Below are 14,568 nucleotides of genomic sequence, written 5' to 3'. Positions count from 1 at the left end.
CCGTCCAGACACCCCTATGGGGTGCCAGGGACGCGTGACTCACGCCCCGCTGTCCACGCGGCCTCGCCCTTGCGTGCGAGGTTACGGGAAGCGTTCCGATCCGCGTGGGCAACGACCCCGCAGTCCCGGCAGATGAAGAGAGCCTGGCTCACCCGGTTCTTCCTGTCGATATGGCCGCACTCGCAGCACTGCCGCGAGGTGTAGGCGGGATCGACGAAGACCACGGGCACACCGGCCCTGCGGGCCTTGTAGACGATGAAGTCTCCGAGCTGGGCGAAGGCCCAGGAATGGAGCGTGGCCCGTTGGGGCCTGCGGAGCCGTACCCTCTGCCGGATCCCCTTGAGGTCTTCCAGGGAGATCCCGGCCGAGGTGCGTTCAGCCTTGGTCACGATCGTCTTGGCGATGATGTGGTTGGTGTTGGCGGCGTGGCGCTGTTCACGCCGGCTGCGCATCCTGAGAAGGCGCTTGGCGGACTTGGTGCCCTTGGTCTGCAACTTGCGGCGAAGGCCGAGCTGCCGCTTACGGTGCCGGTTCAGGCCCCGTCCCGCTGCCCGGTAACCCGTGGATGTGGTGGCGATGTTGACGATGCCGAGATCGACGCCCATGAACCCGTCAGGCTCGTACCGCTCGGTCTCGGGGACCTCGCAAATGGCGATCAAGTAGAACGCGCCGTCACGTTCCATCAGGTCGGACTCGCCCCGCCGGTACTCCCTCAGTGTCTTGAGCGCGTCCGGAGAGCAGCCGAAGCGCACATTCCTCATGCGCCCGGCCGTGGTCCAGATCGACACCGTCCGCGCGTCGTACTGCCAGCTCAGGCACCGGTCGTCATACGGCTGCGCCGCCCGGGGCCGGAACCTGATGGGCTTCTCCCCGGCCTTCCGGCGCCGCCCGGAACCCGGACCGCCAAGGTTCCCCGCCCTGATGTTGGCTTCGAGCGTCGTACAGGCGTCCCGGACCTTCTTGATCACATGCTGCGCGGCCTGCGCCCCCAGCCCCCGCGACCTCAGCTCCGCATAGGTGTGCCTGCGCAACTCGTACTCACGCGGAACACCGCGCCCGAACGCCACCCCGGAAACCCAGTTCGCGGCCTCGTTGATCGCGTGCAGGGGTCGCCGACAGCGCGGCGGCCTGACCGGCCTCCGGCATCAGCTTCACCTGCACAACGATCTTCACGAGACTGATCTTAAAACCACAAGTCACCATGATGAGAACCAAATCCCCATATTCGCTGGGTCGAGCAGTCATCGACACCCTTCATGACCACTTGGCGCTCAGAGGTTCCCCCCAAATGCAGAAGCACTTGGCGGCTGGCTGATCCTGACCGTCAGATGGCGTGCCAGATGGTCACCGTGAGCGCGACGAGCAGGATCAGCAGCAGTGCCATGCTCGCCCCGATGGCCAGGCGGAGCAACGTCAGTTCCTTCTCTTCCGGGGGTTCCGGCAGCGGGTGTGCGGTGACCGTCCCGGTGGCGCGCAGTGTGGGGGCGGTGGTCCGGGGTTGCGTCGCCGTCTCCAATCGGACCCGGGGGAGGCAGTCGCCGCACACCAGGACCGTTGTGTACGGTCCGCCCCTCGCCGGTGGGCCGATCCAGGTGACGGGGTGGTCGCGGCGGCGGCAGTTGGCGCAGCGGCCGGCCTGCCACCAGCCGTTCACCGTACCGGCCGGGCCGGTACGGGGCTGGAGGTGGCGGCGGGGCGGCTTGGTCATGTGGCACCCTCGTCCGGGCGGTAGCGGTCGCGCGGCACCATGCAGCGCTGGCCTTCCGGTACTTCGGGAAGCTCCGCTTCCCCGGCGACCGTGTGGCAGCGGCAGCCGCAGTCCCGGTACATGGTGTAGCCACGGGTGATCGGTGTGGCGCCCGGGCCCAGGCAGACCCAGTGCCACCAGGGGAAGCCGGTTCCGTCGTCGGCCGCCTGGCAGAGGCTGGTGAGAGGGCGGTCCGTCACCGTTCCGCCCTCCTCGCCTGCCGGGCCGCCGCCAGCGAGGCGGTGGCGCGCAGTACGGCCGTCATGGTGTCCGCGCAGCCCTGGCAGGTGATCACGGTGACCGTGCCGCCGCCCGGGGCCGGGCCGGTGATGGTGGCCGGGGGCGCGGCGAGCTGGTGACAGCGGTCGCACCGTTCGGGCAGGCCGGCCAGCAGCACCCGCAGTGCGCCGGGGTCGGTGAGGCAGTCGCCGCGCGGCGGGGTTCGCCACGTCAGCCACCACCCGGTGCGCCACTCCCCCGGCGGCACGGGCAGGTGGTAGCCACGGCCGAGCACCTGCACCCCGCCCCGCCCCCAGCCGGCCGCCGTCCCGGCGGGCAGCAGCCAGGTCAGTACGTCCTCCGCCTGGTTCTCCAGCACCCCCGCGCCGGGCAGCTCCTCGGCGAGATCACGCTGCCGCGACCGCCGCACCTGCACCGCGTCCCACCACCGCCCACACGGCACCAGCCGGATGCCGTCCCCGGCTCGGGGAATCCATTGCAGACGCGTGCCCATACGCAGCTCCAGTGACGTGACGATCGCTGACCGTCAGCACTGTGCCGAAAGGGAAGGGCCCTGACTTTCCTCGCTCTGTGAAAGTCAGGGCCTCATCGATGAGTTCACGACGTGCTACACGCCCGCCCACCGGGCGTAGCCGGACAGTACGCGGGAAGGGGTGCGTTCGCGGCGCAGCAGCGCCAGCACCGTCTCGCGGGTGGTCGGGTGGTAGCGGGTCTGCACCGGGGCCGCCACCTTGGCCTCCATCAGCGACTGCAAGGCATCCGCGGGGCGGCTGAGCTTTTCGTAGGCCCGCGCCATGTCCATGTGGTGGTGGCCGGAGCGGTTGAGTGCCCAGCCGGCCGGGAACCTCAGTCGCTCGCCGTGTTCCGCCGCGCCGCCGACATCCCCGAGGTCCACCTTGGTAGAGGTGGCGTGGACTTCGACGTTGGAGCGGTCGAAGGTGAGCCCGTACGGATCGGGATGGCCGGTGAGACGCCCGGCCAGGTCCCGGGCCTCCCCGATGCGGGCGTTGACGTCGGCGGTGGAGGTGGGCCGCCTGCGCCGTGAGTGCATCACGGCCGCTTTGAGATGCATGGTGCCCATCAACGACAGCGCGCGCGGATCACCCCGCCCGACGGGGTCGGCCAGCAGTTCCTCCACGCCGGCGATCTCGCGCAGGCCGATGTCGTAGGCGCCGTGGTGCAGGAAGTAGTTGCTGCGGTAGTGGCACACCACGGCGGCCAGGTAGGGGTCCGGGCCGTGGCTCACGGCCTGTTCCATGCGGTCCAGGGCGAGGAGCGCGAGATCGAGGAAGCCCAGCTTGTAGACGAACGCGTGGGCCACCCGGTACGTGCTGGCGAGGGTGCCGTGAATCCGTTCGCGCTCGCGTCCCTCGGGGGTGGTGTCCGCCAGGTGCAGCAACTCGTCGATGAGCGCGGGAGCGGTCGTTCCGATATCCATGTACTCGCCCCGCAGCCGGGACTCGTCGAGGGCGACCATGTCGGCGTGAATCGCGCCGAGTTCGCGCGGCTGGATGTCCCCGACCGGCAGCATGGGGTTGGCGATGGCGTGCCGGATGGGCTGGATCAGTTGTTCCAGCTGGTCCTGTTTGAGGGAGTCGAAGAACGGCTGTCCGGTCAGGTCCGTGACCGGCACCCGCAGCGCCCGCGCACAGGCGGCGGTGAGGGTGGGGGTGGCCGCGCGGTGGCCGGATTCGACCTTGGTGATGGCGCTGTACGAGACGTGGGCCCGCTGGGCGAGGCCCTGCTGGGTCAGCCCGCGCTGGAGGCGGATCGCCTGGATCCGCTTGCCGATCGCCGCGTCGTACCGGCTGCTGTCACTGCTCTCGGACATGATGAACTCTCCCATCCGAACGGGACATTCAGACGGTACCGCCCGGCGCGACCCGGACAACAGTGATCGGCTCGGCGGCCCAGGCCGGCCCCACTTGCTAACGTGCTGCGATGGCCGATATTCACGAACTCATGTTCGCGATGGACTTGCGTGGCGACCTGTCCGGATCCGAGGTCGCCGAGTTGCGCCGGCACCTGGGGCTCGACGCGGGTGGCGACCGGGTGGTCGAGGAGTTCCCCGGGCCGGTGTGGGAGGACGGTTCGCCGTACGCGGGCTCGAAGATGGCCGGTGCCGGCTTCTCGACCCTGGTTCGCGGGGGTGACCGTGACGACGACGATCGCTGGGCGCTGACCTGCCGTTGGGAGGTTCACCCCGACCAACACGCGGACCTGGCCGAGCTGATCGGCTGGCTGGTCGCCCGGCTGCACAGGAACGAGTCCTTCTTCGGCTACCAGCGGTGGTACGAGGACCCGGAGCCTGAACTGCTCAGCCTCCGTGATGGGAGGGTCGTGCTGTACAACGACGGTGCCGACCCGTTCTGGGCTGATCTCCACGCCTGAGTGGCGGCCGGGATCACACTGCGGGAGCTGCTTCAGGCACCTGCGGCTTCGGCGGCCAGGGACCGCAGTGGCGCTTCCAGCTCGGGGTGGTCTCCCCGGTCGACGGATTGCAGGAGTTCGGCGGCGACGATCAGCTGGGCGGCGCGTCCGGCTGGGGTGGAGAGGAGATTGCTGAACTCCTGGCGTACCTGTGCGGCGGCGGTCGGCTCTCTGAGGGAATAGCCGAGGAGCAGGGCGGCGTCGTATCCGGCGGGGGCGAGACCCCAGCCTTCCCAGTCCAGCAGGGTGCCGCCAGTGGTGATGTTGGCGAAGTGGAGATCGCCGTGGGCGGTGGCCCATTCGGTGACGTGCGGGGCTCTGTGGCCGGTCATGGCCGGTACCGTGCGGGCGATCCATTCCTCTCGTACCGCTACCCGGTCGGTCGGCGTGGTCGCGATCACCTCCAGGTCGATACCCAGGCCCTTCCACCAGCTCTCGGGCAGGTCTGCCAGGGGCGTGTGAATCACCGGATCGGGGGACACCGTGGGCGAGGTGATGAACTGCGTCAACTCGGCGCGGTACACCGTGCCATCGGCCACGTGGTCGTGGACGGCGTACAGGCGGGGCTTGTTCACCCGCCCGTCGAGGACGGACGCCGCCGCGGTTCCCTCCCACAGCTTGCTGCCTTCCCGGCCGGCTGGGGCGGAGGCCAGCCGCAGCCAGCGCTCACCCCGCCCGGGGTGTTCGGCACGATGGGAGAGCGTACGGCCGTGCCAACCCCAGACCGGGGGTCCGGCCGGAACGACGCCGAGTGCGTGGGCCGCGGTGTGGAAGGCGTCGCGCATGGCGCGGCCGGTGGCCGGGTCAGTGGGGGGCGAGTACATCCAGGACCGTCCGGAGGTGGTCGGGAGCGAGCGGGCCGCCGGTGAGAGCGGCCAGGGCGTCGTCCCAGTGTGCCGCCGTGGAGGCGGCGAGCAGCACTTTCGAGACTCCGGGGCAGGAGGCGACGGTCAGCAGGCAGGCGCCGGCGATCGTCAGCCCGGGGCGGATCAGGTCGGCCAGTGCCCGGGTGGCCAGGATGGGCAGTTCGCCGCCGTGGAGGGGTGCGGAGGCGTACACGTCCAGGCCGGCCGTTGCCGCGCTGGTGATCGGACCATGCCCGTCGATCGCGGCGGTGAGCGGGCCGGCCAGGACGAGGTTGACCGGGAGCTGCACGGCGGTCAGGTGGTGGGCCGGGCCACCGGCGGCTGCGGTGGCCAGGTCCAGCAAGTGGGGCACGCTGAATGCTCCGGAGGCGAAGCCGGACCAGGTGGCCACTCCGTAGCCGCCGATGCGGCCGGCCGCCGCCTCGTCTTCGAGTACCGCGAAGGCAGCCGCCAGTTGTTCTCGGGCCCGGCCGCCGGTTTGCTCGGGGTTGTGGACGAACACCACGTCGAGGCGTTCGCGGCCGAGTTGGGCACGGTTGCGGCCGATCTGCCAGCGGATGTAGTCGGGGGCGAGGCTGTGGCCGGTGACCGCCTCGTGGGCAGACAGTGCCCCGGCCCGTACCGCGTCGGCTGCCTCGGCGGCCGGGATGAAGCCGGTCTTCGTGGAGACCCCCATGTCGGGGTGGGCGGCCAGTACGGGAGCGAGCAAGGCGTGGGCCCGCCCGCCGAGGTAGTTGGGGGCGGTGTCCACCCAGGGGTGCGGGCCGGTGGCCGCGCGCCGTGCGGCGGCGGCCACCTCCCGGCACCGGTGGGTGCCCAGTGCCAGGGTCGCCACTACCGGCGCCCGGTGAGGGTGGCGACGTGCCCGTCCACCAGTTCCTCCACCACGGCGGCGACCTGTTCGACGGTCAGCTCCCCGGCGCCGGCGAGTTCGGCGAATGTCCGCTCCCCGCCTGCCAGGAGAAGCCGCAGCAGCGGCGCGGCCCCGGCCCGGAACTCCCATTCGGAGCCGGCGCCGGCGAGGACGACGCTGCCGTCGTCGCGGTCGGTCAGGCGGGCCCGGGCGGTCGTCAGCCGAACCACCAGGCCCGGGTCGGGCGGCGGCGGGCCCAGATACGGGAGGGAGGGCCGCAACCTGCCGGCGTCAACCGCGTCCCGCGCATCGGCGTACCGGCCGATCAGCCCGGGATCGCTGAGCGCGGCGTCCAGTTCCTTGCGCATCAGCTCCAGATGCGCGGACTGCTGCGCGGGGGTGCCGTGGACGGGAAGGTCGGCGCGTACCAGCTCGGAGCCGCGCAGGATGCCGCCCAGCCAGGTGAACAGATCCGCCCCGGTGTGGGTGTGCAATCCCGCCGTCAGGTGCAGGGAGTGGGTGCCCTGGTCGGCGACCACGGCGTGTCACCAGCCGCGCGGCAGGTACAGCACGTCACCGGCGGACATCACCAGGTCGGCGACGGGCTCTTGTGGCGGCTGCTCGGGCTGATCGGTGTCCACGGCGAGCGGCGCCCGCCGGGTCGGGCCGTGGATCCGCCAGCGCTTGCTGCCCTGGAGCTGCACCACGATCACGTCGTGGTCGTCCCAGTGCACGCCGAATCCCTCTTTGGCGGTCCAGGAGGCGTAGAGGTTGACCTGTACGCGGGTGCGCAGCCACCGTTCCAGTTCCTCGGCGAGTTCCCGTACCCGGGGGTGGAGTTCGTCCACCGCATCGATCACCAGGCTCGCGCCCTCGGCGAGGCGGGTGCGCAGTTCTGCGGGCTGGAGCCGGTGCCACACGGTACGGCGGCGGGTGACCTCCGCCGTGGCGTAGCGGTGCTGGGGCAGCATCTCGCCCTCCGCGCTGAGCCGCAGGCGTGGCGTCTCCAGTCGGTGGACGGCGAGCAGGTCGTTGATGTCGGTGAAGGTCATCAGCGCGCCGGCGCCGGGAAGGGCGCCGGGAGCGTACCGGTAGGTGTGGCCGAGCGTCTGGGCGAGGAACGCGTCCACGCCCAGGCGCTCCGCGATCGACTGCGTGGTCATCGCGAGTTCGGCCCTGCTCAGTCGTTGGTGTCGGTGCGGCCGGTGCCACCGCCGTCGGACTCCGACAGGGTGGCGCGGTCACGGGCGACGGTGATCTGCCGCCGGGCCACCAGCAGACCCTCGGGCCCCGAAGTGGTGGTGCCGGCGCCGGGTGCCGCCGCTTCGGCGGCCGGCGCGGTGGTCATGGACATCGAGGTACCTCCTTGTTCCGCCGGACCCGGGTGGCCCGGCCGTTCCAGATTCGGGGGACCACGACCCGGTGTCATTGCGGGCGCGGGAGGCGAACATTGCGGGCATACCGCAATGTTCGCGCGCCCCCCTTTGCGCCCTGCCGCGTCCGGCCCGGCAGCGCTACGGTGTGCTGTCCGAGCGGTTGCTTCCCCGGGGGACGTCATGGCTGTGATCACCCGGTCCCGGCGCGCGGCGATCGTGCGCGAGGCAGCACGGATCCGCCGCGATGCCCAGCGCCAAGGCCGAACGACCGGGCAGATCGCCGGCCGTCTGCGTCGGGAACTGCCTGAGTTGAGCGCGCTGGAAGCATGGCGGCTGGCCCTGGGCTGGTCCCGGGCGGAGGCGATCGACTCCCTCCGCCACGTGTGAAGGTGGCTACTACACCCCCACCCACCGCGCGAAGCTGGACAGGGTGCGGTGCGGCGTGCGGTGGCGGCGGAGCAGTGCGAGCACCGTCTCCCGGGTGTTGGGGTGGTAGCGAGTCTGCACGGGGGCCGCTGCCTTGGCTCGGGTCAGGGACCGGAGGGCGTCTTCGCTCCGCCCCAGACGCTCGTAGGCCCGGGCCATGTCCATGTGGTGGTGGCCGATCCGGCTCACCGCCCACCCCTTGGGCACATGAACGCGCTCGCCCTGCTCGACGGCGGCCCCCAGGTCGCCGAGATCGACCTGTATGGCGGCTGAGTGGATCTCGACATTCCATGAGTCGAAGACCATGCCGTAGGGGTCGGGCTCCCCTGCGATGCGACCGGCGATGTCCCGGGCCTGCGCGACGCGGGCGGCTGCGTCGGCCTTTGAGCTGACCGTGTGCCTACGGGCGTGCAGGATCGCCGACTTCAGATGGATGCTGCCCTGCACGGACAAGGCCCGGGTGTCTCCCCTGCGGACCGGCTCCTCCAGGGCCGACTCCGCTCGGGCCATTTCCCGCAGGCCCAGGCCGTAGGTGCCGTGGTTGAGCAGGATGATCGACCGCTTCTCGGCCACCACGGACGGCAACAGGGGGTCGGCAGCGTGTTGGGCGGCCTGGTCCGCCCGTTCCAGCGCCAGCAGCGCGAGATCGTGGAAGCCGAACTTGTAGGCAAAGGTGTGGGCGAACCGATAGACGACGCCGAGAAGGTCGTACAACTGCTCACGATCGTGTCCCGGCCGGCTGTCGTTGATCAGTATGAGGAGTTCGTCGATCAGGGCCGGCAGGCCAACCCCGACCGCCATGTAGTCCGCGCGGAGTCGCGCCGCGTCCAGTACGTCTATGGCGTCCTTGATCGCCGCCGGGTCACGCGGTCGGAGCCCTTCGTCCTCCGGCGGCAGCATGGGGTTGACCACGGCGGCCCGCACGGGCTGGACCAGTTCCTCCAGCTGATCCTGGCGCAGGGAGTCGAAGAACGGCTGTCCGGTCAGGTCCGTGACCGGCACCCGCAGGGCCCGGGCGCAGGCGGCGGTCAGGGTGGGGGTGGCGGCCCGGTGGCCGGATTCGACCTTGGTGATGGCGCTGTACGAGACGTGGGCCCGCTGGGCGAGGCCCTGCTGGGTCAGCCCGCGCTGGAGGCGGATCGCCTGGATGCGCTTGCCGATCGCCGCGTCGTACCGGCTGCTGTCACTGCTCTCGGACATGATGAACTCTCCCATCCGAACGGGACATTCAGACGGTACCGCCCGGCGCGACCCGGGCAACAGCGATCGGCTGCCTTCGCGCACCGCGCGAGCCGCGCACCGGGTGTTCTTGACTCGTTCGTGGTGCGTTCGGGTCGGTGTGCGAGCCTTCGGCGGCGGCGCCGCCGGTGCGTGGCCGTTTTCGCAGGTCAGTCGCTTGGGGGGTGGTGTGCCCGGAGCCGGACTTGAACCGGCACGACCCGAAGGTCAGCGAGTTTTAAGCTCACCGTGTCTGCATTCCACCATCCGGGCACAGAATCCCCAAGCCGTACCAAGCGCGTGCGCGCAACAGGGTGAGTCTGAGCTTATCCGGGTCACGAGCTGCTAACACCGGTGCCTGGCACCGTTGTTGTCTGATTTTATGAGCCCCTGATGGTCCATCAGCTGCGGACCCGGCCCTCAGCGGCCTCTCCGCCCGTGCCCGACCCCCTGAGGAATGACGCAAATCAACCCTCGGAAGCACCAGGGGTGACGTCATACCCAGGGATGACGGGCCGGTCCCGCCCGTAGCCCTCAAGAAGGCCACACAACCACCAGCGGGACGGATCCCAGGGGGGCGGGCGGGCGGAAGGATGGGGCGTGGGGATTCGTGGGCGCGCCGTCCGCGCCGCCCGTCACCCGCAGCCCGTCCCATCCGACAGGAGACCACCGTGTCCACCATCGTCACCGAGACCCCGACCACGCCGACCGGCTCCGCGGCGGCCCGGGCCACGGACCTCACCAAGATCTATGGAGAGGGCGAGACCAAGGTGGTCGCGCTCGATCATGTGTCGGTGGAGTTCCGGGCCGCCGAGTTCACCGCGATCATGGGGCCCTCCGGGTCCGGCAAGTCGACCCTGATGCACTGCATGGCCGGGCTCGACTCCATCTCCGCCGGGTCCGCGCGGATCGGCGACACCGAGCTGACCGGGCTCAAGGACAAGAAGCTGACCCAGCTGCGCCGGGACCGGATCGGGTTCATCTTCCAGGCGTTCAACCTCCTCCCCACCCTGAACGCCCTGGAGAACATCCGGCTCCCCATGGACATCGCCGGCCGCAAGCCCGACCAGGAGTGGCTGGACCGGGTCATCGAGACCGTCGGGCTGTCCGGGCGGCTCAAGCACCGGCCCGCGCAGCTCTCCGGCGGCCAGCAGCAGCGCGTCGCCGTGGCCCGCGCGCTGGCCAGCAAGCCGGACATCATCTTCGGTGACGAGCCCACCGGAAACCTCGACTCCCGGGCCGGCGCCGAGGTGCTGGGCTTCCTGCGGAACTCGGTGCGCGAGCTGGGCCAGACCGTGGTGATCGTGACCCACGACCCGGTGGCCGCCTCGTACGCGGACCGGGTGGTCTTCCTCGCCGACGGCCGCATCGTGCACGACATGGCCGAGCCCACCGCCGACCGGGTGCTGGAGCACATGAAGCAGTACGACGCGCGCGGCCGTACCAGCTGACCCGAGCCACCCACCCCGCTTCCGCAGACTTCACCCACCATCTCCCGGGACCGCTCCATGCTCCGTACCGCCCTGCGCAATGTGCTCGCGCACAAGGCCAGGCTGCTGATGACCACCCTCGCCGTACTGCTCGGTGTGGCGTTCGTGTCCGGCACCCTGGTGTTCACCTCGACCATCTCCTCCGCGTTCCAGAAGAGCGCCGAGGAGGGCCTGACCCATGTCGATGTGGCCATCCGGCCCGACAACGACGCGAAGGCCGCCGGACCCGGCGGCGCCGCCGACCTCAGCCAGGATCTGCTGACCGAGGTCACCGCGCTGCCCGGCACCGGCACCGCCATAGGTGAGGCGTCCGGCTTCGCCGCCCTCGCCGGCAAGGACAACAAGCTGGTCGGCGGCGGCTTCGACTCCCGGGGCGCCAACTACTACCCGGGCCCGGACGGGGCCGGCGAGGACTCCCGCTACCCGATGGCCTCCGGCCGGGCGCCCGAGCAGGCCGGGGAGATCGCTCTCGACGCCAGGACCGCCGAGCGCACCGGCTACGCCGTGGGCGACACCGTCCGGCTGTCGGTCAACGGCCCGGTCCGCGAGGAGACCGTCACCGGCATCTTCACCACCGACGACGGCAATGTGGCGGCCGGCGGCACCCTGGTGCTGTTCGACAACGCCACCGCGCAGAGCCTGTACACCGCGCCCGGCGCGTACGACCAGATCACCGTCGAGGCCGCCGAGGGCACCACCCAGCAGCAGCTCAAGGACGCGATCACCGCGCTGCTGCCCGCCGACGCCGAGGCCATCACCGGCCAGCAACTGGCGGACGACCAGGCCGCGATGATCAACTCGCAGATGAGCGTGCTGCGCACCGTGCTGCTGGCCTTCGCCGGCATCGCGCTGTTCGTCGGCATCTTCATCATCGCCAACACCTTCACCATGCTGGTCGCCCAGCGCACCAAGGAACTCGCCCTGCTGCGCGCCGTCGGCGCCAGCCGCCGCCAGGTCACCCGGTCCGTCCTGATCGAGGCGCTCGTCGTCGGCGCGGTCGCCGCCGTGTCCGGGCTGCTGATCGGCGTCGGCGTCGCCGCCGGGCTGCGCGGGCTGATGAACGCCTTCGACCTCACCGTCCCGGACGGCCCGCTCGTCGTCACCGGAATGACCGTCCTCGCCTCGGTCCTGGTCGGCGTCGGCGTGACCATGCTGGCCGCCTATCTGCCGGCCCGCCGCGCCGCGAAGATCCCGCCGGTGGCCGCGATGAGCAGCGTGCACGCCGCCGCGACCACCCGCGGTCTGCTGGTACGGAACACCCTCGGCTCGATCCTGGCCGCCGGCGGTGGCGCCCTGGTGCTGGCCGGCACGACCATGGACGACAACGGCGCCACCATGGGCCTGGGCGCGGCCGTGCTGGTGGTCGGGGTGTTCGTGCTCACCCCGCTGCTGTCCCGCCCGGTGATCGCCGCCGCCTCCCCGCTGCTGCGGATCGGCGGGATCTCCGGCAAGCTGGCGCGGCTCAACGCGGTGCGCAACCCGCGCCGTACCGCCGCCACCGCCTCCGCCCTGATGATCGGGCTCACCCTGATCACCGGGATGACGGTCATCGCGGGCAGCGCCCAGAAGGCCATCGACAAGCTGGCCGCCGAGTCGATCACCGCCGACTATGTGGTGTCCACCGCCAACTTCACCCCGCTCGCCCCGGAGGTCGCCGACACCCTCGCCGAGCGCTCCGACGTCACCGCCGTCTCCCCGCTGCGCGCCGCGCCCGTCTACCTGGACGGCTCCACCAAGGACGAGTATCTGACGGGCGTCAACGGCGACTCCATCGCCGGCCTCGTCAAGCTGCCCTTCGACGCCGGCTCCTTCGACGGCCTCACCGGCGACAGCGCGGTGGTCGACTCCGACACCGCCGAGAAGCACGGCTGGCAGCTCGGCGACAGCTTCGGCGTCACCTACGAGGACGGCACCCCGGGCGAGCTGACCATCACCGGCGTCTACGAGGCCAACGAGATGATCGCCGGGATCATGCTTGACAACGCCACCCTCGCACCGCACATGCAGCGCGTGCAGGACTTCCAGGTGATGGTCAGCACCACCGGCGGGGTCTCGGACGCCACGAAGACGGCGCTGGAGGAGGCGCTGGGCAACAACCCGGCGATCCTCGTCCAGGACAAGCAGGACATCTCCGAGGACATCGCCTTCATGTTCACCCTGATGCTGAACATCCTGTACGGGCTGCTCGCGATGGCCGTCATCGTCGCCATCCTGGGCGTCATCAACACCCTGGCCATGTCGGTCTTCGAACGCCAGCAGGAGATCGGCATGCTGCGCGCGATCGGCCTGGACCGGCGCGGCACCAAGCGGATGGTCCGTCTGGAGTCGGTGGTGATCGCCCTGTTCGGCGGCGTGCTCGGCATCGGCCTGGGCGTGTTCTTCGGCTGGGCGGTGGGCGAGATGATCGGCGCCTCCATGGACACCTACGAGCTGGTGCTGCCCTGGGAGCGGATGGGTGTCTTCCTCGCCCTCGCCGCGCTGGTCGGCGTCCTGGCCGCCCTGTGGCCGGCCAGGCGCGCCGCCAGGCTCAACATGCTGATGGCGATCAAATCGGAGTGATCCAGTCGCGGGTGCGCAGCGGCATGCCGGACGATCCGCCGGGGGTCATCCGCACCGCGAGAACCTGGTTGACGCCGATGCGCGCCCGCTCGAACGCCAGCGCCGAGGCGGCCATGTACAGGCGCCACACCCGGGCCCGGCCGGGGGTGGTCAGCCGGGTCGCCTCGGGCCAGCGGTCCTCCAGGTTGCGGACCCACTCGCGCAGTGTGAGGGCGTAGTGCTCGCGCAGCGCCTCCACGTCGCGCACCTCGAACCCGGCCGCCTCCAGGAGGGACACGGTGCGGCCGACCGGGGCCAGCTCGCCGTCCGGGAAGACGTAGGCGTCGATGAAGGCGTCCACGTGGTACCGCTTCTCGCCCCGCTCCCCGCCGGGAGCGGGGCGGCGCCCGATCTGGTGGTTCAGCAGCCGGCCGCCGGGGAGCAGCAGCTCGTACAGGCGGGCGGCGTACTCGCGGTAGCGGTCGGCGCCCACGTGTTCGGCCATGCCGACCGAGGAGATGGCGTCGTACGGGCCGTCCCCCGTTTCGCGGTAGTCCTGGACCCGGATCTCGACCCGCTCCTCCAGGCCCTCCTCGGAGATCCGGCGGCGGGCGTGCGCGGCCTGCTCGGCGGAGAGGGTGATGCCGGTGGCCCGCACCCCGTAGTCGCGGGCGGCGTGCAGGACGAGGGCGCCCCAGCCGCAGCCGACGTCCAGCAGCCGCTGGCCCTCGCGCAGATCGAGCTTGCGGCAGATCAGGTCCAGCTTGGCCCGCTGGGCCTCCTCCAGGGACGCGGTCTTGTCGTCCCACACGGCACACGAATAGACCATGGACGGGCCCAGCACCAGGCGGTAGAAGTCGTTTCCCACGTCGTAGTGGTGGGAGATGGCGCGCCGGTCGCGGCGCAGCGAGTGCAGCGGGCCGCCGCGCCGGTGCCGCATCTCCTCGCGGGGCGGGGGCGGGGGCAGTCCGGGGCCGGCCAGCGCGGCGAACTCCCGTACGGCGGCGAGCCTGCGCCGCCCGGTGGGTGCGGCGACATCGCCCGCGGCGCGCTCCCACACGAGGGGGGCGAGGGCGCCGAGCACCTCGTACAGGTCGCCTTCGACGTCGATGTCGCCGGCCACCCAGGCGCGGGCGAGGCCCATCTCTCCCGGCTTGTACAGCAGCCGGCGCAGGGCCCGCCGGTGCCGCAGCACGATCACGGGCCCGCCCTGGTCCCGGTCCCCCGGCGGCCCCGCCTCGCTGCCGTCCCAGGCCCGGATCCGTACCGGCACAGTGGCGCCGAGCATCTGCTCGGCGAGAGCGACAAGGCGAGGGGCAACGGCCATGCGGACACACCTCCGTCACGGGGAGTGGGGCATTCCCACCCACCATGGCATGAACAC

The 14,568-nt window shown here is 71.0% G+C and carries 13 protein-coding genes, 1 tRNA gene and 2 pseudogenes; 4 read left to right on the top strand and 12 right to left on the bottom strand.

Annotated elements, in window-relative coordinates:
* Positions 1–14: 14 nt before the first annotated feature.
* From AC5WRL_RS20470 to AC5WRL_RS20450, 5 genes and pseudogenes are all read right to left on the bottom strand, one after another.
* Positions 15–1,203: pseudogene (locus AC5WRL_RS20470) on the bottom strand (RNA-guided endonuclease InsQ/TnpB family protein).
* A gap of 121 nt (positions 1,204–1,324) precedes the next feature.
* Positions 1,325–1,708, bottom strand: coding sequence for a hypothetical protein (locus AC5WRL_RS20465; RefSeq protein WP_496090070.1), 384 nt, complete (start codon positions 1,706–1,708; stop codon positions 1,325–1,327).
* Complete coding sequence (locus tag AC5WRL_RS20460) at positions 1,705–1,947, bottom strand: hypothetical protein (protein WP_496090069.1); 243 nt, start codon at positions 1,945–1,947, stop codon at positions 1,705–1,707. The genes AC5WRL_RS20465 and AC5WRL_RS20460 overlap by 4 nt, the downstream gene beginning before the upstream one ends.
* Positions 1,944–2,480 carry a hypothetical protein gene (locus AC5WRL_RS20455; RefSeq protein ID WP_496090068.1) on the bottom strand — a complete coding sequence of 179 codons (537 nt, stop codon included), beginning with the start codon at positions 2,478–2,480 and terminating at the stop codon, positions 1,944–1,946. Before AC5WRL_RS20455 ends, AC5WRL_RS20460 begins: the two co-directional genes overlap by 4 nt.
* 114 nt (positions 2,481–2,594) lie before the next feature.
* A complete protein-coding gene (locus tag AC5WRL_RS20450) occupies positions 2,595–3,818 on the bottom strand; it encodes a helix-turn-helix domain-containing protein (RefSeq protein ID WP_496090067.1) in 1,224 nt (407 codons plus the stop codon).
* 110 nt (positions 3,819–3,928) lie between these two features.
* Between AC5WRL_RS20450 and AC5WRL_RS20445 the strand changes: the two genes are divergently transcribed.
* Positions 3,929–4,378, top strand: coding sequence for a hypothetical protein (locus tag AC5WRL_RS20445; protein ID WP_496090066.1), 450 nt, complete (start codon positions 3,929–3,931; stop codon positions 4,376–4,378).
* 32 nt (positions 4,379–4,410) lie between these two features.
* Here AC5WRL_RS20445 and AC5WRL_RS20440 read toward each other — a convergent pair whose 3' ends face one another.
* From AC5WRL_RS20440 to AC5WRL_RS20425, 4 genes and pseudogenes are all read right to left on the bottom strand, one after another.
* Positions 4,411–5,241, bottom strand: coding sequence for a hypothetical protein (locus AC5WRL_RS20440; protein ID WP_496090065.1), 831 nt, complete (start codon positions 5,239–5,241; stop codon positions 4,411–4,413).
* Complete coding sequence (locus tag AC5WRL_RS20435; RefSeq protein WP_496090064.1) at positions 5,222–6,118, bottom strand: aldo/keto reductase; 897 nt, start codon at positions 6,116–6,118, stop codon at positions 5,222–5,224. Before AC5WRL_RS20435 ends, AC5WRL_RS20440 begins: the two co-directional genes overlap by 20 nt.
* Positions 6,118–7,299, bottom strand: a pseudogene (locus AC5WRL_RS20430) (cupin domain-containing protein). The gene AC5WRL_RS20435 and the pseudogene AC5WRL_RS20430 overlap by 1 nt, the downstream one beginning before the upstream one ends.
* A 17-nt stretch (positions 7,300–7,316) precedes the next feature.
* Entirely contained in the window at positions 7,317–7,490 is a 174-nt protein-coding gene (locus AC5WRL_RS20425) for a hypothetical protein (protein ID WP_496090063.1), read from the bottom strand.
* Positions 7,491–7,692: 202 nt separating this feature from the next.
* Between AC5WRL_RS20425 and AC5WRL_RS20420 the strand changes: the two genes are divergently transcribed.
* Complete coding sequence (locus tag AC5WRL_RS20420) at positions 7,693–7,899, top strand: hypothetical protein (RefSeq protein ID WP_496090062.1); 207 nt, start codon at positions 7,693–7,695, stop codon at positions 7,897–7,899.
* 9 nt (positions 7,900–7,908) lie between these two features.
* Here AC5WRL_RS20420 and AC5WRL_RS20415 read toward each other — a convergent pair whose 3' ends face one another.
* Positions 7,909–9,138 carry a helix-turn-helix domain-containing protein gene (locus AC5WRL_RS20415; protein WP_496090061.1) on the bottom strand — a complete coding sequence of 410 codons (1,230 nt, stop codon included), beginning with the start codon at positions 9,136–9,138 and terminating at the stop codon, positions 7,909–7,911.
* Between the two features lie 209 nt (positions 9,139–9,347).
* A tRNA-Leu gene (locus AC5WRL_RS20410) sits at positions 9,348–9,429 on the bottom strand.
* A 398-nt stretch (positions 9,430–9,827) separates the two neighbouring features.
* On the opposite strand from AC5WRL_RS20410, the gene AC5WRL_RS20405 reads away from it, so the two are divergent.
* Both AC5WRL_RS20405 and AC5WRL_RS20400 read left to right on the top strand, forming a co-directional pair.
* The gene (locus AC5WRL_RS20405; RefSeq protein ID WP_496090060.1) at positions 9,828–10,607 is read left to right on the top strand and encodes an ABC transporter ATP-binding protein; all 780 of its coding nucleotides are present in this window, start codon (positions 9,828–9,830) and stop codon (positions 10,605–10,607) included.
* Between the two features lie 57 nt (positions 10,608–10,664).
* Entirely contained in the window at positions 10,665–13,205 is a 2,541-nt protein-coding gene (locus AC5WRL_RS20400; protein ID WP_496090059.1) for an ABC transporter permease, read from the top strand.
* On the opposite strand, the gene AC5WRL_RS20395 is transcribed toward AC5WRL_RS20400, so the two are convergent.
* Positions 13,192–14,511, bottom strand: coding sequence for a class I SAM-dependent methyltransferase (locus tag AC5WRL_RS20395; RefSeq protein ID WP_496090058.1), 1,320 nt, complete (start codon positions 14,509–14,511; stop codon positions 13,192–13,194). The genes AC5WRL_RS20400 and AC5WRL_RS20395 overlap by 14 nt on opposite strands.
* Positions 14,512–14,568: the final 57 nt, after the last annotated feature.

This window comes from Streptomyces sp. NTD107 (assembly GCF_059510435.1).
Note: the sequence above shows the minus strand (reverse complement) of the source record. Positions and strands in the feature narration are given on the sequence as shown.